Annotated in this window: 15 protein-coding genes; 9 read left to right on the top strand and 6 right to left on the bottom strand. The window is 59.6% G+C overall.

Annotated elements, in window-relative coordinates:
• Nucleotides 1-41 precede the first annotated feature (41 nt).
• A complete protein-coding gene (locus ACGHIZ_RS10140) occupies nt 42-1,820 on the bottom strand; it encodes a PTS lactose transporter subunit IIBC (protein WP_349099565.1) in 1,779 nt (592 codons plus the stop codon).
• 284 nt (nt 1,821-2,104) lie between these two features.
• Here ACGHIZ_RS10140 and ACGHIZ_RS10135 point away from each other — a divergent pair, with 284 nt between their 5' ends.
• Nucleotides 2,105-3,106: a LacI family DNA-binding transcriptional regulator gene (locus ACGHIZ_RS10135; protein ID WP_147344011.1), complete on the top strand. Its 1,002-nt coding sequence runs from the start codon at nt 2,105-2,107 to the stop codon at nt 3,104-3,106.
• A 194-nt stretch (nt 3,107-3,300) separates the two neighbouring features.
• Here ACGHIZ_RS10135 and lacG read toward each other — a convergent pair whose 3' ends face one another.
• A complete protein-coding gene (lacG, locus tag ACGHIZ_RS10130; protein WP_117772926.1) occupies nt 3,301-4,740 on the bottom strand; it encodes a 6-phospho-beta-galactosidase in 1,440 nt (479 codons plus the stop codon).
• A 66-nt stretch (nt 4,741-4,806) separates the two neighbouring features.
• Nucleotides 4,807-6,582 (bottom strand): PTS lactose transporter subunit IIBC, encoded by a 1,776-nt coding sequence (locus ACGHIZ_RS10125; protein ID WP_390447862.1) that lies wholly within the window; start codon nt 6,580-6,582, stop codon nt 4,807-4,809.
• Between the two features lie 357 nt (nt 6,583-6,939).
• On the opposite strand from ACGHIZ_RS10125, the gene ACGHIZ_RS10120 reads away from it, so the two are divergent.
• The 7 genes from ACGHIZ_RS10120 to ACGHIZ_RS10090 all read left to right on the top strand — a co-directional run bounded on the left by ACGHIZ_RS10120 (nt 6,940) and on the right by ACGHIZ_RS10090 (nt 13,340).
• Nucleotides 6,940-7,944 carry a LacI family DNA-binding transcriptional regulator gene (locus ACGHIZ_RS10120; protein ID WP_225093907.1) on the top strand — a complete coding sequence of 335 codons (1,005 nt, stop codon included), beginning with the start codon at nt 6,940-6,942 and terminating at the stop codon, nt 7,942-7,944.
• Nucleotides 7,945-8,158: 214 nt separating this feature from the next.
• Entirely contained in the window at nt 8,159-8,497 is a 339-nt protein-coding gene (locus tag ACGHIZ_RS10115; protein ID WP_055252615.1) for a PTS lactose/cellobiose transporter subunit IIA, read from the top strand.
• Nucleotides 8,498-8,797: 300 nt separating this feature from the next.
• On the top strand, nt 8,798-9,769 hold the full coding sequence (locus ACGHIZ_RS10110) for a hypothetical protein (protein ID WP_138113293.1): 972 nt from the start codon (nt 8,798-8,800) through the stop codon (nt 9,767-9,769).
• Nucleotides 9,770-10,077: 308 nt separating this feature from the next.
• Nucleotides 10,078-10,506 carry a galactose-6-phosphate isomerase subunit LacA gene (gene lacA / locus ACGHIZ_RS10105; protein ID WP_390447857.1) on the top strand — a complete coding sequence of 143 codons (429 nt, stop codon included), beginning with the start codon at nt 10,078-10,080 and terminating at the stop codon, nt 10,504-10,506.
• 63 nt (nt 10,507-10,569) lie between these two features.
• Complete coding sequence (lacB, locus tag ACGHIZ_RS10100; protein WP_006234831.1) at nt 10,570-11,094, top strand: galactose-6-phosphate isomerase subunit LacB; 525 nt, start codon at nt 10,570-10,572, stop codon at nt 11,092-11,094.
• A 375-nt stretch (nt 11,095-11,469) separates the two neighbouring features.
• Nucleotides 11,470-12,351: an aldose 1-epimerase family protein gene (locus tag ACGHIZ_RS10095; RefSeq protein ID WP_390447855.1), complete on the top strand. Its 882-nt coding sequence runs from the start codon at nt 11,470-11,472 to the stop codon at nt 12,349-12,351.
• 53 nt (nt 12,352-12,404) lie between these two features.
• Nucleotides 12,405-13,340: a hexose kinase gene (locus ACGHIZ_RS10090; RefSeq protein ID WP_390447852.1), complete on the top strand. Its 936-nt coding sequence runs from the start codon at nt 12,405-12,407 to the stop codon at nt 13,338-13,340.
• A gap of 257 nt (nt 13,341-13,597) precedes the next feature.
• On the opposite strand, the gene ACGHIZ_RS10085 is transcribed toward ACGHIZ_RS10090, so the two are convergent.
• The 3 genes from ACGHIZ_RS10085 to ACGHIZ_RS10075 all read right to left on the bottom strand — a co-directional run bounded on the left by ACGHIZ_RS10085 (nt 13,598) and on the right by ACGHIZ_RS10075 (nt 18,028).
• The gene (locus ACGHIZ_RS10085; RefSeq protein WP_390447849.1) at nt 13,598-14,899 is read right to left on the bottom strand and encodes an ATP-binding protein; all 1,302 of its coding nucleotides are present in this window, start codon (nt 14,897-14,899) and stop codon (nt 13,598-13,600) included.
• A 304-nt stretch (nt 14,900-15,203) separates the two neighbouring features.
• Nucleotides 15,204-16,832 carry a UDP-glucose--hexose-1-phosphate uridylyltransferase gene (locus ACGHIZ_RS10080; protein ID WP_390447847.1) on the bottom strand — a complete coding sequence of 543 codons (1,629 nt, stop codon included), beginning with the start codon at nt 16,830-16,832 and terminating at the stop codon, nt 15,204-15,206.
• Nucleotides 16,823-18,028 carry a galactokinase gene (locus ACGHIZ_RS10075; RefSeq protein WP_368156624.1) on the bottom strand — a complete coding sequence of 402 codons (1,206 nt, stop codon included), beginning with the start codon at nt 18,026-18,028 and terminating at the stop codon, nt 16,823-16,825. Before ACGHIZ_RS10075 ends, ACGHIZ_RS10080 begins: the two co-directional genes overlap by 10 nt.
• 383 nt (nt 18,029-18,411) lie before the next feature.
• Here ACGHIZ_RS10075 and ACGHIZ_RS10070 point away from each other — a divergent pair, with 383 nt between their 5' ends.
• Entirely contained in the window at nt 18,412-19,398 is a 987-nt protein-coding gene (locus ACGHIZ_RS10070) for a LacI family DNA-binding transcriptional regulator (RefSeq protein WP_368156636.1), read from the top strand.
• Nucleotides 19,399-19,509: the final 111 nt, after the last annotated feature.

The raw sequence follows: 19,509 nt of genomic DNA, 5'->3' as shown, positions 1-19,509 counted from the left end.
GGTGCCCGAACTGGGGATCCGGGCACCAACAGAGGGAGGAACTAGTCGAGGTTCTCGCGGAGCCACTTGATGGCGCCAGCGGGGTCGCGAGTAAGGTCGATATATTCCTTACCGCGCGGGGCGAGCAGCTTAATGCCCAGACGATCGGTGTCGGCCTTCATGTCGTTGTAGTAGCTACGAACCTGCGGAGCGAGCACGATGACGTCGTACTGATCCATGATGGCAGTGTGCTGGCCATAGGCGCCTGCGGAGGAAGCGATGTTCTCTCCGGTCTGTGCGGCACCTTCCTTGATGGCGTTGGCAAGCATGGCAGAGGTGCCGGCGCCGGCGCACAGGACGAGGACCTTCAGGCCATCGACATCCTTCTTGGCGGATGCATCGGCAGCGGGCTCGGGCTGATCGGCGACAGGCTTGCTGTCGGCGGCGGCAACGGTCGTCTCGACGGAAGCGGTAGCCTGCTCGACAGCGGGCGCAGGGGCGTTGGCGGCGATGGCGGCGGCACCATCGGACTCGAGACCCAGCTCGGCGGCGCGCTCGGCCTCCTGGTCGCAGAGCAGCTTATCGTATGCCTTCAAGAACGGTAGGTAGATGATGGCGTCCAGCAAGATGATGATCGCGACAAATACCAGGGCGATAAGCTGGAAGTTCGTGGTGATGAAGATGCCGATGGGGGCAGGGGTAGCCCAAGGCACCACGAAGGAGAAGCCGTTCATGCCCACGTTGTCGATAAAGAACTTGGCAACACTCACGTTGACGCAGCCGGCGGCAACAAAGGGGATGAGCATGTAGGGGTTAAGGATCATCGGCGCGCCAAAGAGCAGCGGTTCGTTGACAGCGAAGGCAACAGGAACAATCGAGGCCTTACCGACGGCTTTGAGCTGCTTGGACTTCATAAAGAGAATCAGCAGAAGCGGCACGATGAACGTGGCGCCGGTGCCGCCGAACTCACCCACGAGCGACATGTTGAAGGTGAGGGAATGGGCGGGGTGACCACCGGCCAGCAGAACCTGCAGGTTCTCGGCCTGGTTGGCAAGACGGATGGGGTCGATGCCCGGCTGGACGATCGAGGGGCCGTGGACGCCGATGAACCAGAAGAACGCGGTGGCTGCCTGGATAAGGATAAGGCCAGGATAGGTTTCTGCAGCGGTAAAGAGCGGGGAGAGCAGTTTGATAAGCAGCTCGGAGAACGGAACGCCCATGAGGTTGCGCACGACGACATCGATAATGCCGCAGATGATGACGGCGCCGCCAAAGGGGATGATGTCGCGGAAGTTCTGAGCGATGGCGCCCGGGACCTCCTTGGGCAGCTTAATGGTCAGATCGCGCGAGACGCAGAATTTGTAGACCCACACGGTAATGAACGCGGCGATATAGGCCGAGAACAGACCGCGCGTACCCATGCTGGTGCAATCGAAGACCGAAAGCTCGGAGCCGTTGAACTTGGTGGTGAACTGCGTAACAGCGAGCAGCAGCATGCTGCACTGGGCGGCCACCATGGTGGAGCCGTCGTTGAGCACCTTGCCGGCGGGCATGCGACGGTTCATGGAAGCCGTGAAGTTCTTGGCGGTGGTGCCGGCAACCATGATGCCCATGACGCCCATGGTGAAGTTGTACAGCTTGTTGCACCAGTCGATGAGCGGCTGGGGCAGCGTGATGCCAACTACGCCGGGAAGGGTGGCAATGAGCAGAAAGATCGAAGAGGTGAGGACAATGGGCATGCACCCAAGGAATCCGTCCTTAATAGCCTGGAGGTAGATGTTCCTCGAGATCTTCTCAAAGAACGGCTGATGCTTTTCGAGCATCTTTACGATGGCGTCCATAGAGCTCCTTTGCTACTTAATGCGCGACGCATGTGGATGGAACTGGTCGTCGATGGATGGTCAGGACTGCCCGGAAACCTTCCTGCTTAAGGAAGGCATTGCCAAATGACAACGTTGTCATTTCGTTAATGACAACGTAAGACATTTTTGGAAGAGCAACAAGGATTTACGGGTGAACGGTCGATATTGTCCGATAAACGGCTGATTTGTCAGTCGGGCAGGTAGTGTATGCTAGAACACAAAAAACAAGCGATGCAAAACCGACTGGAGAAGCAGTGGCAACGATGGACAAGAAAAACGTCTCGATGAACGATGTGGCGATTGCCGCAGGTGTTTCTCTCAAGACGGTGTCGCGTGTGATCAACGAGCCCGATAGCGTGCGAGAGTCGACACGCGATAAAGTCCATTCCGCAATGGAGGCGCTCGGGTTTCGAACCAACTTTGCCGCGCGTTCGCTCAAGTTGGGCCGTTACGGGTGCATCGGCGTGGTGATGTTTCACTTGTCGGGCGGCGCCGTGGACATGATTGACGGTATCGCCGATGCCGCCGAAGAACGCGGCTTTGCGCTCACGATGATCAAAAAGCGGGCAGGGGAGAAGATGACCCTTGCCGACGCAGCGCGCAGGATGTCGCAGCTGCCTGTTGATGGCATGATCTTCAATCTGCGCCAGATGGTCGATGACTTTGATACCTTTGAGGCGCCGAAAGACCTCAAGACGGTGATTATCACACCGATGGAACATCCTACCTGCTCTACCGTCAGTGACGACCAAGAGGGCGGCGCGCGTATGGCGTGCGAGTACTTTTTGGACCACGGTCACAAGAACGTGTACTTCGTTTCGGGTAAGAAAGAGTCGCTGTCGAGCCAGTGCCGTATGAAAGGTTGGCGTGCGGCACTCGAGGCACGTGGCATTGAGCCGTCCGAGCCTCTGCAAGGCGATTGGAATGCGGATAGTGGCTATGCCGCGGGCCTTGTGCTTGCCGATAAACCCGATTGCACGGCGATCCTCGCTGCTAACGACTGCATGGCAAACGGTGTGATGATGGCTCTACGTGACAAAGGGCTCAGTGTGCCCGACGACGTGTCCGTGATCGGCTTCGACGATGAGCTCTACAAGACGATTCCCAACTCGATTCTGACGTCGGTGAAGTTTCGCCACCGCGAGCTGGGCATCCGTGCGCTTAACGAGGTCGTTGCGGGTTTGGAAGCCCCGAGCTCCAGAAGTCGTACGCTTGTCTCGGGCGTGTTGGTCGAGCGTGCGAGCGTGCGGGATTTGCGGGCGTAGGCGTGCTCGGCTCGTTCATCTCAACCTGTAACAGGTAGGGCCGAAAATCTCAGCTAGATGTTACAGATTGAGACAAACGTGCGGTACGGTCTGCCCAAAAAAGGCCGGGGGCGGCGCGTCGTGTGACGTGCCGCCCCCGGCTGAGAAATGGGGACAGGTTATGTGAGCGGGGCAATTCCGCTGGTCGCAAGCCGCTAGTCCAGACGACGGGTCTGCGCTACGTGCTTATACCAGTAGGCGCTTGCCTTGGGCGTGCGCTTCTGGGTTTCAAAGTCAACGTAGAAGAAGCCATAACGCTTGTTGTAGCCATTGGTCCAGGAGAACTGATCCTGCAGGCTCCACAGGAAGTAACCGCCCACGTTGACACCCACCTCCATGGCCTTGAGCAGCCAGCGCAGGTGCTGCTCGATGTAGTCGATGCGCGGCTGGTCGTCCACAAAACCGTCCTTGCAGGGGTCCTTGTAGCCCATGCCGTTCTCGGTGATGAAAATCTGCTTGTAGTTGGGGTAGCGCTGCTTAATGTAGACGAGCAGGTCGAACAGGCCCTCGGGATAGATGATCCAGTCCCAGTCGGTGGTGGGGATGCCGGGCTTGTTTACGTGCTCGCCAATACCCTTGACGCGCCAGCGGCCGGTGCCCTTCTCGCCCGTACCGTTGTGGTGCAGGTCGTTCTCGCCATCGTAAGCCTTGAGGAAGCGACACTGGTAGTTGTTAACGCCCAGGTAGTCGTTGTAGAGCGCGGCCTCGCGCATGATTTTCAGATCCTCGTCCGGGATCTCGATGGTGCCGCCCGAGACGGCAGCCAGGCGGTTGGCGCACTCGAGGGTGTCGGGAGCATAGTCGCCGCGGAAGGTGGCGTCGAGCAAGAACTGGTTCTGCAGCACGTGCTCGTTATTGGCGGCTTTGATGTCGGCGGGGTCGTTCTCGTTGAGCGGATACTTAAACTCCAACGACTGGATGACGCCGATCTTGCCCTTAAAGCCGCCGTTGTGGAAGGCCAGTACGGCCTTGGCGTGGGCGAGCATCATGTTGTGCTCGCACTGGAAGGCCTCGGCAAGATGCGCCTTGACGCCACCGGGGAAGGTGCCCTCGATGTAGGTGTTGGAGGCGTTCGCCCAGATCTCGTTAAAGGTGAACCAGTAGGTCACCTGGTCGGCGTACTCCTTAAAGCAGAAGGTGGCAAAGTCCACAAATGCGTCGATGGTCTCGCGGTTGAGGAAGTCGCCCTTCTCAAAGAGGGGCAGCGGCGTGTCAAAGTGATGCAGCGTGACGAACGGCTCAACATGGTGCTTATGGCATTCGGCGAAGAGGTCGTGGTAGAACTGGACGCCCTCGGGGTTGATCTCGCCGGTGCCGTTGGGGAAGATGCGGCTCCAGGCGATGGAGAGGCGGATGCCGTTGATGCCAAACTCCTCGCACAGTTCCAGGTCGACGGGGTACTGGTTGTAGAAGTCCGAAGCGGGATCGGGGGAAAAGCGCCCCTGGGCCTCCAGGAAGTCGTCCCAGGCAACCTTGCCCTTACCGTGAGTGCGGGTCTCGCCCTCTACCTGGTAGGCAGCAGTGGCGCCGCCAAAGACAAAGTCCTCGGGAAACTGCGCAGGCGGGTTAGTGACGCTAGCAGGGTTAACGGACATGATGATCCAATCGTCTAAATTGAAGGGCCAGCCGGTCTTGGATGGTCGGCTGGCCCTGAGCGTTACTTACTTCGAGAGTTGCTCGCTTACGAAGGCGAGAGACTTGTCGCCGTTCTGGGAGAGCTCGATGTACTGCTTGCCACGGCAGGCGACGCACTTGTTGCCCACGCGCTCGCAGTCCTTCTGAAGGTCGGCCAGGTAGCTTGCGGCCTGCGGGGCCAGGACGACCAGGTCAAAGTCGGGGAGCATGTCAACGTGGTTGCCATAGGCCTCGGCAGCGGTCTCGAGGTTAATACCGCGCTCCCTGGCAGCCTTGGCCAGCGCGTTGGCGAGCAGGCCCGAGGTACCGCCGCCCTGGCAGAGTACGAGCACGCGCCTGCCGTTGAGGTCGCTGGCGGTCGCAGCCTCGGTGGCGGACGCTGCGGAAGCGGCGGGGGAGTCGGCCTTCACGGCCTCGGCAGCAGCGCCGGCGGCAACGCTCTTGGCGTCAGCCTTGCCCTGGAAGGCATCGTTGAGCTTGGCGGCCTTCTCGGCGTTCTTGGCGGCGAGCTCCTCCTGGGAGATCTCGGCCTCCTCGGCGCACTTCTGGGCGTCATAGGCACGGAAGAACGGGTAGTACAGAACGAAGTCGATGACCAGGATAAGGGCGAGCATCACAAAAGCGAGCGGCTGGAAGCCCAGGCCCATGATGGTGCCGATGGGGCCGGGGACGGTCCAAGGCAGGGTGTACATAAAGCCGTTCATGCCCAAGAAGTCGATAAAGATCTTGAGGATCCAGATGTTGGCGATCGGGGCAAAGACAAACGGGACAAAGAAGACGGGGTTGAGCACGATGGGCGCGGCGAACAGCAGCGGCTCGTTGACGGCAAAGCAGACGGGGACGATGGCGGCCTTACCGACGGCGCGCATCTCCTGAGACTTGGCCAGGAAGCAGAACATAAAGACCAGGACGAGCGTGGCGCCGGTGCCGCCCATGCAGACGACGAAGTACTGGGCACCCTGGGTCAGGACAGCGGAAGCGTGCTGGCCAGCCTGGAACGCAGCCAGGTTGTCGGTCATGTTGGCAACGAGGGCGGCGGCGATGGCGGGCTCGACGATCGAGGGGCCGTGGACGCCCACGAACCAGAACAGGCTCATGGCGCCGTAGATCACAGCGAGGCCGATGTAGCCATCGGCAGCGGTGAACAGGGGCTGGAACACCTGGATGACGCCCTGGGCAAAGCAGAAGCCAAAAGCAGCGCGGAAGGCGATGTCAAAGACCCAAAAGACGGTGATGCAAACGGAGAAGGGGATGATGTCCTTAAAGGTCTGCGAAATGTTGGGCGGAACCTGCTCGGGCATCTTGACGGTGATGTTGCGCTTAATGAAGAACTTGTAGATGATGCCAGTCACAAACGCAGCGATGAAAGCGGTCAGCAGGCCCTTGGAACCAAGGTAGGTGGTGTTGAAACCGCTGGCGGCGTCCGTGGCGATCGTGTCGCTCGAAAGGAGCAAGAAGCCGATGATGGCCGCGCACATGCACGAGATGAAGTTGATCTGGTTGTTCTTGGGCAGATCGCGGTTCTGAGCGTCGGCGAAGTGCTTGGCCGTGGTGGCGGCGCAGGCGATGGCCAGGATGCCCATGGAGTAGTTGTAGCACTTCCACAGGGCGTTGTTGATGTCATCGGGCCAGTAGAAACCCCAGATGTTGGGGACCGAGGCTACCAGGCAAAAGATGGACGAGAAGATGATGATGGGGATGACGGAGATAAAGCCGTCGCGGATCGCCTTGAGGTACTTGTTGCGGGCGATCGCGTTGAAAAAGGGCTGGCCCTTTTCGATGATGGCGATGAGTTGCTCCATGCAATGCTCCTAAGAGTCGGTGGGTTAGCAACGATGGTAGCTTTTGGCGTTCGGTTGCCAAAATGTTGACGTTGCCATTTTGTGACACAAAAAAAGACGCGAACCGGTGGTTCCTGTGCCTGCGAACCGTCGATTCCTTACGCGTAAACGTTTGAGCCGCCCGGTGGCTCTGTGTTTGCACAATGGCAACGTTAACATTTGGGCACCAAAAGCCGTTCGGGGAAGCAAAAATGTCGGTGAACGGTAGGTTTTGGGTGGTGAGCGTATGGTGGGGGAGGCGTTGGATATACTTGAAGGCGTTTCATTTGAATGCGCAGGGTGCCACCAATGGCATCGTTGACATAGAAAGATCAATCTATGGCCGCTGTTAAAAAATCGGTATCCGTCAAAGACGTGGCGCGCCTCGCGGGCGTCTCGGAGCAGACGGTCTCGCGCACCGTGCACGATTCGCCCAGCGTGCGCCCCGAGACCAAGGAACGCGTGCGTGCCGCCATGCGCGAGCTGGGGTATCGCCCCAATTTTGCCGGTCGATCGCTGCGCCGTGGCAGGTTTAAGACCGTCGGCGTCGCCATGTTCAACATTACCGGTACCGGCAACCTCGACCGTATGGAGGGCTTTGCCGCCGCGGCCGACAAACATGGCTATGCCATCACCCTCACTAAAGTAGACGGGCATCCGTATACCCTCGAGAGCGCATCGTCGCGCATGAGCGCACTGCCGGTGGATGGCATGGTTGTGATTATGAACCGCATGCCGGCGGACTTTGGAACCTTCGAGCCGCTGCCCGGCATGCAGACGGTGCTCGTTACGATGTTGGAGCACCCGCTCTGTTCGACGGTCGATAACGACCAGTTCGATTGTTCGCGCCAGGTGGTCGAGTACTTGCTGGGGCGGGGGCACAAAACCGTGCACTTTATCTCGTGTCCCGAGCGCTCGCTTTCGGGCATGCGGCGCGAGGAAGGCTGGCGCGAGACATTGCGTGCGCATGGCATTGAGCCCCCGCAGCTCGTGCGCGGCGATTGGACGGCACAGAGCGGGTATGCTGCCGGTCAGGCTCTGGCGGACGATCCGACCTGTACGGCCATTTATGCCTCCAACGATGCCATGGCATATGGCTGCATCCGTGGGCTCGAGTCGCGCGGGAAGCGCGTGCCCCAGGACGTGAGCGTGGTGGGTGTTGATGACAGTCTGGGCGACATCGTGCCCGATTGTCGCCTGACTACGGTGCGCTTTGACAACAAGCGCGTCGGCATGTGGGCGGTCGATAAGATCGCCGGTGCCGAGGGCGTTGAACCCGGTGTGGAGCACATGCTGTTTCCGGGCGTACTCGTCGAGGGCGATACGGTGCGCGATTGGCGCTAGGGCACGGGCCTGTTTGGGTTTCCGCTAATTGTGTTCGATATTGTTCAGATTGGTTTAAAAACCGTTCGCGGGCGAAAAGTGACCGTTCATAGCTTGAAATTACGTTTTGCGCTGTTCTTTTTTGTTTGAATGTTAATGTTTCTGCCATACAGAACGCAGCGCGTATGCCCGGACGCGATGCTCTCCATTGGTTCATATGTGAAAGGAACGCAATATGGCAACCAAAGAAGAAATCTCGATGGTTGGATTCGAGATTGTCGCATACGCAGGTGACGCCCAGACCGATCTGCTTGCAGCGCTCGATGCTGCTCGCGAGGGTGACTTTGAGAAGGCCGAGCAGCTGCACAAGGATGCCAGCGATGCGCTCATCGGTGCCCACGACACGCAGACCAAGCTGCTTTCGCAGGAGGCCGGCGGTGGCGAGATGGAGATGACCTTCATCATGGCTCACGCTCAGGACACCCTCATGACCACTATGATCCTGGAGAAGCAGGCCCGCTTTACCATCGATGCCTACAAGCGCATCGCCGAGCTCGAGGCCAAGCTCGCCTAACGAGCCCTCACAACCAAGTCCCCTTCCATAAGCCCTGCCGCTATCCGCAGCAGGGCTTTTTCTGTCCTCCTCCAAGTTGCGGTGAAATAGGGACTGAATAGGGGCCGACGGGCGCAAAACAATCCCTATTCCACCGCAACTCATCCGGAGATAGTCATTGGGGACAGTCTTGGTGCGCTCTGTTCGTCTTCCCGTTCGTTTTTTGCTCGGTGGGTATACTTCCTTTCGCATTAAGCCCCGGACTGAGGAGGTATCCAAATGCCGGATAACGGGTCAATACAAAAAAGAGACGCGCACGAGATGGCTCATGGGCGTCCTGTCCAGATAACCGAGCACACGACGGTAACCGAGCTGCAGCCCAGTCTGTCCGATGTCGTGTGCGCAAACAAAAAGCTGCAGATTGGCTTTATCGTTGCGCTCGTGGTACTGGCGCTGCTGTCGGGCTTTGTAGCTCGTCCGCATTTCGCCGATACCAAGACTTGGGACTCCACCATCGAGGTCATCGATCAAAAGAAGGGCAATGTTTTGGCGCTCACGACCTCGTGCGTCGCCCTATCTGCGGGTATCACTGCGCTGCCGGGCGATACGGGAACGCCGGTTGCCGAGCAGCTCGCGCAGCTTTCGGGTAACTTGGGCATCGTGCTTGCCGTGCTCTACCTCGAGAAATACCTGCTGACCATTTTGTGGTCGGTTGGCCTGGGCATCCTGATCCCGTTTGCGCTGGTGCTCCTTGCGGTGTCGCTCGGCATTCACGGGCGCTGGAGCACGAGCGCCGTCCTGCGCCGCGTGGCGACTCGCGTGCTGGTGGTCGCCACGATCGGCATGGCGTTGGTGCCTGCAAGCGTATGGGTGTCGCAAAAGGTCGACGAAACGTATCGAGTGAGCATCGAAGCGGCCGAGCAAAAGGCGGCCGACGCTGCGGGTACGGCAAATAGTGATAGCTCCAAAGCAAGCAAGAAAAAGACCGAGTCCACAGAGTCCAAGAACGTGCTTGAGCAGCTTGCCGACGGTGCCTCAAGCCTGGTCACGTCGGTAACCAGTGGTGCCAAGCAGATGACCGACGAGATCGTGCAGCAGGTGACCGACCTTATCGAAGGCGTCATCGTGATGATCGTGACCTCGTGCGTGATTCCATTGCTGGTGCTCGCGGCGTTTTTGTGGCTGGGGCACACCCTGCTGGGGATTGATATTTCCGGCCCGGCGAACTATTTGACGGGTCGCTTTCTGAGCGCTCCGTCCAAGCACGCCAAAAAGGGCGGGCAGTCCGAGTAGCTAAAACAGCTGTATATACCGGGGAATACCGCCGAAGGGCGGCCGAGACACGTTCTCGGCCGCCCTTTTGTTTGTTGAATACGTGGCAGGGCGGGCTTTCCCCGATTCCAAACGGTCAGCAATCATCCGCGAACGGTATTTGTTCAAAAAAGAACAAAGACAAACAAATAATTCTTGCAGTTGATGTTCGAATGTGTTCAAATAAACATGAACAGTGAAGAACCGCACATTCAGATGCCCGGACCTGAACGCGATTCAACACTTCCAAACAGAAACTACGCACCTGCGTATCTCTCAAGGAGGATGTCATGAGGGTTGTAATCGCTTCCGATGCCGACGGTATGTCGATGAAGGAGTCCATCAAGGAGATGCTCATCGCCGACGGTCACGAGGTCGTCGACTATTCCGAGACCCCTGCCGCGGACTTTGTCGATTCCGCGACCGCCGTTGCCAAGGACCTGCTGGAGCACAAGGATTCCCAGGGCTTCGCATTCGATAAGTACGGCGTCGGCTCCTATATGGCCGCCGTCAAGATCAAGGGCATGGTCGTCGCCAACATTTCCGACGAGCGTTCCGCTTACATGACCCGCGAGCACAACGGCTCGCGCATGGTCACCATGGGCCCGGGCGTTGTGGGCACCGAGGTCGCCAAGAAGATCGCCCGCGAGTTCCTGCGCGCCCAGTACGCCGGCGGCCGTCACCAGATCCGTGTCGACATGCTCAACAGGATGGCCTAACGAGAGCCACCGAGAACTCGAACTTCTACCTCAACTTGTGAATTCAGACGAAAGGACGTTCTGATGAAGAAGACCATCGCAATCGGTTGCGACCATATCGTTACGGACGAGAAGATCTATCTGGCCGACCGCCTGGAGCAGGCTGGCTACAAGGTGCTCGACTGCGGCACCTACAGCCACACCCGTACGCACTATCCCATCTACGGCAAGGCCGTGGGCGAGGCCGTTGCCAGCGGCAAGGCCGACTTTGGTGTGGCCCTGTGCGGCACCGGCATTGGCATCACCAACGCCGTCAACAAGGTCCCCGGCGCCCGTTGCGCCCTGGTCCGCGACATGACCTCTGCCCTGTATGCCCGTCGTGAGCTCAACGCCAACATCGTGGGCTTTGGTGGCAAGATCACCGGCGAGTTCCTGATGGCCGACATCATGCTTGCCTTCCTGGAGGAGCCCTACGAGAAGACTCCCGAGCACGATGCCCTGATCGCTAAGATCGACGCCTGCAACAAGGCCGATGCCGAGGCTCAGGCCGACCCGCACTTCTTTGACGAGTTCCTCGAGAAGTGGGACCGCGGCGAATACCACGACTAAGGAGGTTACGCGGTTTTACCAAACCGCGTAACCGGCCGACGCTGCGAAGCCATCTGGTGGGCAATCTGCCGTTCAGCTTCGACGGCATGACCAGAAGGTCAATGCCGCCTTGCTTCACGGCACCTTGCCTCACCAGCTGGCTTCTCGCTGACGTTGGGGGTACCTGTGGGGTTACCGCTGTTGTTGCGAAGCTTTCTGGTTCGGTAAGCTGCTCCGATAACACGTTTGCTTGCTGAGCTTGTGTGCTTCGTTTTGGTGGTACCCGGCATTCTGCAGCTTTTCAATTGACGGCTCGCGTTTCTGTGAGGGGGCGCGGGCCGGTTTTCTATCAGCCCTATTGACTTGGCGGGCTGTCGTAAGAAAGGGAAGGCTCCTATGGAGTTTGTTCTTGATAACGGTTCTATCCGCGTAGCACTGAGCACGGCGGGCGGGTCGTTCACTTCTATTGCGGCCAACGGCCGTGAGTACCTGTGGCAGGGTGACCCGGCGGTCTGGTCGGGCCAGGCGCCCATTTGTTTCCCGATCTGCGGTGGCCTTCGTGACGGTCACGCAATGACCATGGGCGGCCGCGAGGTAAAGCTCGCCCGCCACGGCTTTGCGCGCAAGCAGGAGTGGAAGCTCGAGGAACAGACCGACAACATGGTTGCGCTGAGCTTAAGCTCTGCCGACCATGCCGAGTTGCTCGAGCAGTACCCGTATCCGTTTAAGATCGTTGCTCGTTACACGATCGATTCGGAAAAGGTGGCCGTGTCGTACGAGGTGACCAATGAGGGCACCGAGGACATGCCGTTCTTTGTGGGCGGTCACCCCGGCTTTAAGTGCCCGCTCGACGAGGGCGAGTCCTATGACGACTACGAGCTTCGTTTTGAGCAGCGTGAGGCCACCGACCTCTGCACTGCCGTTCCCTCGACGGGCCTGATTGATGTTGAGCATCGCAGCAAGAACCCCATGATCGGCCAGAACCTGCCGCTTACCCATGAACTCTTTGACTTCGCGGAGACCATCTTCGACGTGCTCGAGAGCCGCGTGGTTACGCTGACCAAGAAAACCGAGGACAAGGGCGTGCGCCTGACGTTCCCCGATATGCCGTACCTGATTGTGTGGAGCAAGCCCGAGGGCGACTTTGTGGCTGTTGAACCGTGGGGTGGTCTGTCCACCTGCTCCGACGAGGACGATATCCTGGAGCACAAGCGTGGCTGCCTGGTGGCCAAGCCGGGAGAGACTGTCACCCGCGGCTTTGAGATCGAGATCCTTTAACGAGTTATCGTATGTTTGGGGCGGGTCATGCCGCCCCGGAACAGGAGTTCAACATGATTCTGACCGTTACCATGAACCCGTCGATTGATACGCGCTATCAGCTCGACAAGCTGATCATCGACGATGTTAACCGTGTGACGCCCGAAAAGACCGCTGGCGGCAAGGGCCTCAACGTGAGCCGTGTGCTGCTGCAGTTGGGCGACGATGTGCTCGCGACCGGTCTGCTCGGCGGCCACATGGGTGCCTATATGGCCGAGCTTATGGATGCCGACGGCGTCAAGAACGACTTTGTGCCCATCGCCGGCGAGACGCGCATTTGCCTGAATATCCTGCACGAGGGCAATCAGACCGAGCTGCTGGAGAGCGGCCCGCAGATCGCCCCGGCCGAGCTCGAGGCCTTTACGGCCAAGTTCGCCGAGCTTGCAGCGAAGGCGGACGTTGTGACGCTTTCGGGCTCGCTGCCGCGTGGCGTCGATGCCGGCTACTATGCCGAGCTCGTCAGGATCGCCGAGGAGGCGGGCGCCAAGGTGCTGCTCGACACCTCGGGTGCATCGCTGGAGGCCGCGCTGGAGTCCGACGCAAAGCCCGAGCTCGTAAAGCCCAATCTGACCGAGATTAACGGCCTGCTGGGTACGTCCTTTACGACCGATGATGTCGATGCCCTGCGCGAGGCGCTTGCCGCCGATGACCGTTTTGCCGGTATCCCCTGGGTTGTCGTTTCGATGGGCGCTGCCGGTTCGGTGGGCTTCCATGAGGGCCGCGCGTTCCGCGCCAAGACGCCCGCGATTGCGGCTGTGAACGCGACGGGTTCCGGCGACTCGACCATCGCCGGCTTTGCGCATGCCATTGCTGCTGGTGCCGACGACGTCACGGTGCTCAAGACCGCCAATACCTGCGGCAAGCTCAACGCCATGGATCCCAAGACCGGCCACCTGGTCATGGACCGCTGGGATGAGATCTTCAACAACGTTGAAGTAACGGAGCTGTAGGGTTACGCGGTTTTACCAAACCGCGCAACGGCTCGACGCTGCGCGGGCCGCATTTGGACAATCTGACGTTCAACTTCAAGGGCGCGACCAGAAGGTCAGCGCCCTTTCGTTTCACGTCACCTTGTCTCAAATGCGGCCCGCTCGCTGCCGTTGCCAAAACATCGGCGTTGCCTTGCTTCGGGAATGCGGCAGATAGGGACGTTCCTTTTTTGCCGGCAGTTTGGGACACTCCTTACGGGGCACCCCCTCCACAGCGCCTATGCTAGCTTGTCGATTTGCCCAATCTCCCAGAGCGGAATGTTGACGAGCGTGCCTTCGTCTCTATATGCCGCTAACGATGTTCTCACGCAGCGCTCGAGCTTGAACTTCTCGCAGGCAATCCTCAGGCTCTTTGCTTTGAGATTCTCTGCCGCCTTGACCTCGAGCGGAAGCACGGTCCCCGCATGGTCGACGGCAAAGTCAGTCTCTGCATTGCCGGAGGAGGATGACCAATACGCGGGAGTTTTGCCTTGGAGCAAAAGCTCCTGTGCGACGTATTGCTCGGTCAGCGAGCCTTTGAACTCCGTAAAAACAGCGGGCCCGTTCAGAACAATGGCTGGCGAGAGGCCGGAGAGTGCTCCGAGGATGCCGGTGTCGATGCAGAACAGCTTGAAGCCCGAGAGATCCTCGTAGCTTGTGAGCGGTGCTCTTAGGGCGGAAACACGTGGTACCTTATGAACGATTCCATAGTCCATGAGCCACTGGAGGCTTTCCTCAAAATCGCGTGCGCGCGCCCCGGGGCGGAGCGCACCGTAGACGAACTTCTTGTTTTCCTTTGCGAGCTGGCCGGGAAGGGATTTCCAAACCAGCCTCATGCGCTCGACGATGCGGGCTGGCGCATGCTTGCCAAAATCGGATTCGTAAGCTTCGATGATTTGCTGCTGAAGCCTGCGGGCCTCGATGAAATCGTGGGAGGCGGCGAAAGCGGAGACAACTTCTGGCATGCCACCGACAACGAGGTATTCCTTGAGCAGGCGCTCGAGCTTTTCGGAAACGTTTGCCAGCAGGTCCATGTCTGCGGCAAGGATGGCATCTGCGAGCGGATCGCCATCGACGGCACGAACGAACTCGACAAACCCCATGGGGCGCATGGTAAGCTGGTCGATCTTGCCGACGGGGAACGACTCGTTTTCGCGTCGGAGCGCGAGCCCCATATAGGAGCCGGCTGCCATGATATGGTATTCCGGCGCCAGCTCGTTGAAGTATTTGAGCGAGGTGATGCCACGCGGTGCCTCTTGGATTTCGTCGAAGATGATGAGTGTGTCTGTCGGCGTTATGGTCTGGCCGCGCAGGAGCTCTATCTGGGAGATGATGCGTTTGGGGTCAAGGCTTCCGTCGAACAGCGAACGTGCGCCCGGTTCGAGCATAAAGTCAAAGCGGATGACGTTTTGATACTGCTGGCCTGCGAATTCGTTAAGAAGCCAGGTTTTTCCCGTCTGGCGGGCCCCCTTAAGCAGGAGGGGCTTGCGGTTTGCCCTAGATTTCCAAGCGATGAGTTCGTCCATTAGCTGTCGCTGCATACTGCCTCCTAACGATCATGGTTAATATAAGACTGTTTTGGTCTTTCCATTGAAAAATGTGGGAATGAACCACGTCTTTCCATCGAATAATGTGGGAGGCAATCACGTTTTTCCATCGAATAATGTGAGGGTTTAGGTAGGCATCTGGGGACGTTCTTTTTCTGCCGGCAGTTTGGGACACTCCTTGTTTTGGTGCAAATTAGTTACCCTTGCATCAGAAAACGGCACCCGTCGGCGATGTTGCCGGCGGGCGCCGTTGTCTTGAAGACGAAATGATCCGTTTTCCTTCGTCCCCAGGGGATCATTACAGTGAGTCGATAAAGCGCTGCTGGGCGGCGCGGCCGGATTCGTCCCATTTAAAGACGCCGGCGTTGTCGAGTACGTGGCCAAACACCACGCCGACCTCCTCGTGCAGGATGTCGATGGCATTATCCGCCGTAAGATCGTCGGCGCGGCGAGCAAAAACGTCCTCGGCCCATGCGGCGTGGCTGTGGCAAAGGTCGTCGCCCTCGAGCGCGCTGGCAAGGTCGTAGCTGGCATCGGCCTTGGCCGCCAGCAGGTGCTCGCGGACAGCGCCGAGCTCGGGAACCAAGCGCGGCGGCAAAATCGCCAGGCCCATGACCTCGATCAGGCCGATGTTCTCCTTCTTAATGTGGTGATACTCGGCATGCGGGTGGAACACGCCCAGCGGATGCTCGTCGGTCGTGATGTTGCAGCGAAGCGCCAGGTAGGCCTCGTAGATCTCGCCGCCGGCATTGCCGCGGGAGTCGACGCGGCGGATGACCGGCGTCACGGTGTTGTGCGCCACGCCGTCGGCCGTGTGCGCGATGACGCCCACCGACTCATCGGTCCACTCGCGCCAGGCGAGGATAATCTTCTCGGTGGCATCGAGCAGCTGAGCGCGGTCGTGCGAGCGCAGGCGCAGCACCGAGAGCGGCCACTGCAGCACAGTGCCGGTGACCTGGTCAAAACCGGGCACGCTAAACTGCGAGACCTCGGCGGCATGCATCATGGGGAACTCGTGCGCGCCGCCCTGGAAGTGGTCGTGCGACAGAATCGAGCCGCCCACGATAGGCAGGTCGGCGTTGGAGCCGATGAAGTAATGCGGGAACAGGTCCACAAAGTCGAGCAGGCAGGTCAAGCCCTTGCGGTCGACGTGCATCGGACGATGCTCGGAGCTCATGGCAATGCAGTGCTCGTTAAAGTACGCGTACGGACTGTACTGGAAGCCCCAGCGCTCGCCGTCGAGCTGGATGGGGATAACGCGCAGGTTCTGACGGGCGGGGTGGGCGCCGCCGTCGGCTGTTGCGGAACGTCCTGGATAGCCCTCGTTTTCGATACAGAGCTGGCAGGCGGGATACTTCTCGCCCGTGTTCTTGGCCGCACCGGCCGCGGCGATATCGCGCGGGTCCTTTTCGGGCTTGGACAGGTTGATGGTGATCTCAAGATCGCCCCAGTTGGTGGGGGTGCTCCATTTGATGTTGCGCGCGATGGCGGCACGGCGCACGTAGCCGGCGTCGCAGCACAGGCCGTAGAACCAGTCGGTCGCGGCGCGGGGCTCGTTGACGCCCATACGTCCGTTGAACTCCTCGTTTACAACCGAAGGCCTCGGCATGAGCGCGCCCATGATGCGCATGGTGATGCGGTCGCGGCCCGACACCGTGTCCTCGGCGGCACCGTTGGCAACGGCAGCCTCGGCAAGCGCGGCAAGCGTGCCTTCAAGGTCAAAGTCGGGCAGGGTATCGGGGTGCAAGAGCGAGAGTTTTTCGACCTGGAGCGCCCAGGCCATGTCGAGTGCGGGGCCCGTGGCGCCGATGCACTCCAAAATGGTGTTGTATGCCCAGATGCGATCGTCCTGGCCGATCATCGATCGGTGGATAGCGTACTCGATCAGGTTCTGCGCGGCCTCGCGCACGTCAGTCATTACAGCCATGCCGCGTAAGCCCCCTTGTCAGAAATTGCGTAGTGGCGGGCAGAGCCCTCGCCCAGCCAGCCGTTCATCTTGGCAATGAAGGTGTCGACCAGATCGAGCGGCACGAAGGCCTGGATGGTACCGCCGAAGCCGCCGCCGTGGATACGGACGGCGCCGCGGCCGTCGAGCACATGCTCGGCCAGTGCCAGGGCATACATCGAGGGCTGCTCGGAGCCCAGCTTGGCAACGACATTCTGCAGGTACATGGCAGAGCTGGCGCCGGACTCGCGCGTCAGGACCAGGAACTGGTCGATGTCGCCGGCGTTCAGGGCAGCCCAGCGCTTGTCGACTAGGCCGTTTTCGTACCAGTAGTGAACGGCGCGCAGGCAGGCACGGTCGCCCAGCTTGGCGCGCAGCTCGGGGAGTTTGGCGTCAAAGTCCGCCACGTTTACCTCGCACAGACGCGCCTTGCCAAACTCGGCGGCGACGTCCTGCATCTCGCGCGGAACGGCGGCGTAGTCGTCGGTAGCTGCCACATGGTCGGCACCGACCTTAACGAGCACGAGCGCATAGCCGTGATCCTCAAAGTTGAGTTTGAGCTTCTGGGTCTTGGGCTGGGCCTGATCCTCAAAGTCCATGTAGGCGAGTCCGCCCAAGCAAACGGCGGCCTGGTCCATCAGACCGCAGGGCTTGCCGTAGTAGTTGTTCTCGGTGCGCTGGCTCATCTGGGCGAGCGTGACGGGCTCAATGGCGGGCGCGCCCCAGAGCGTCTCCATGGCACGACCGTACGCGGCTTCGACGGCGGCAGAGCTGGAAAGGCCGCCGCCCGAGGGGACGGAGCAGGTAAAGGCAAAGTCGAAGCCTTTGGGCTCAACGCCAAGGGCTGCGACCTCGTGGGCCATACCGCGCACGAGGCTTGCGGACGTGCCCTTCTCGGACTCCTGAACGTCTAGCGTGTCGAGCGCGATTTCAAACGTGGGATAGCCCTCGTCGGCTACGCGAACCTTGTTGGAATCGGTTGCCACGGCGATGCCGTCGACGGCGACATCGAGCGAGCCGGCGATAACGTGGCCACCCTCGTGGTCGGTGTGGTTGCCGCTGATCTCGGAACGGCCGGGCGCGTGCACGTAGAGCACCTGGCGGTCGCCGATGGGGCCAAACTCCTCCTCGAACAGCTTGGTGAGCGTGGCGAATGTCTTTTCGTCGGGGGTGGTCATGGGAGTCCTTTCCTTGGCGCGCACGGGTGGGTTTTGCGTCGTTATGAGTACGTTAACAACTTGAAGCGGCATGAACCAAGTGTTCACAATACCGCACGCTACGGGCTATGTTAACGTACTCATAACACATCGCTTGTCACTTTTTGAGAATCTGGTAATCGGTAGAAATTCAGCCGTGAACGGTACTGCCGTATGGACTTATAAAGCAGAAGAGATGCAGATAGAAAAAGTAGAGTACGTTAACATGCGTCCGACGATAGCGGGCCTCGGCGCGGGATGTATTTCTGCCCGGGCCGGCATTCACGCTATTCAGATCTCGCAAGGGTGAAGGTGATCCTGTGGCAAGGCGCCCGTCCAACGATACCAGTTCGCGTCCGGTCTCCATGGCCGACGTCGCCCGCGCTGCCGGCGTTTCGCAGCAGACGGTCTCGCGCGTTGCCAACGGCTTGCCCAATGTGAACGAGCAGACGCGCCAGCGCGTACAGGCCGCGATGCAAGAGCTCGGCTTTCGTCCGAGTTATGCCGGTCGCTCGCTGCGCGACGGCCGTTACCATTCGGTCGGCCTGTGCGTCAACGATGTGACCAAGTTCGGCAACCTCTCAATGATCGACGGCATCGCCAGCGCTGCTCGTGAGCATAATTGTGCCATCACGCTGGTCGAGATGTCCAAGACCGAGGAGTTTTCGCTTGCCGAGGCCACGCGTCGTATGGCCGCATTGCCGGTGGACGGCATCATCATCGGTATGAGTCGCATGGCGCCCGATTTTGAGACGTTTGATCCACTGCCGGGCATTGGCACGGTCATCGTTACCATGTACGCGCACCCGCGGGTGACCACGGTCGATTCCGACCATTACGGCTGCTCGCTATTGCTTATGGATCACCTGTTTGAGCTAGGGCACGAGCAGATTCGCTATATTGGCGGCCCGTCATTCTCGGTCGACGAGCAATTTCGTCGCGCCGGTTGGCAGGATGCACTCGAGCGTAAACACATCGAGCCGGCAGAGCCGCTCGAGGGCGACTGGTCTGCCAACAGCGGCTACGAGGCCGGCAGGTACCTGGCCGAGCACGATCGCACCATGACGGCGATTTACGCGGCAAACGACCAGATGGCAAATGGCGCGATTGCAGCGCTGCGCGATAGCGGTCTGCGCGTGCCCGAGGACGTGAGCGTGGTGGGCGTCGACGATTCGCTCGATGATTTTGTGGCACACAACGAGCTCACGACCGTGCGATTCGATCTACATCAGCGCGGACGCGAGGTGTTTGAGCATGCGGTTCCCGAGGCGGGTACGGCGGGCAAAACCGTTGCCATCCGTATTCCCGGCCAGCTCATCGTTCGACATAGTACGGCGGCACCGCGCGCATAGTTTTCGCAGGTCAACGGTGATATGTTGAACATCAATAACAATCGGTAAGGATGTCGGTAGATAGCTGTTGGGATGTAGCCGAGTGCTATGATAGACGGGCTCTTTTGTCTA

Origin of the sequence: Collinsella sp. i05-0019-G5, from assembly GCF_042851345.1 — a bacterium.
In the GTDB taxonomy this organism is placed as follows: domain Bacteria; phylum Actinomycetota; class Coriobacteriia; order Coriobacteriales; family Coriobacteriaceae; genus Collinsella.
The sequence above is the reverse complement of the archived record's forward strand: the minus strand, read 5'-3'. Positions and strand labels throughout refer to the sequence as shown.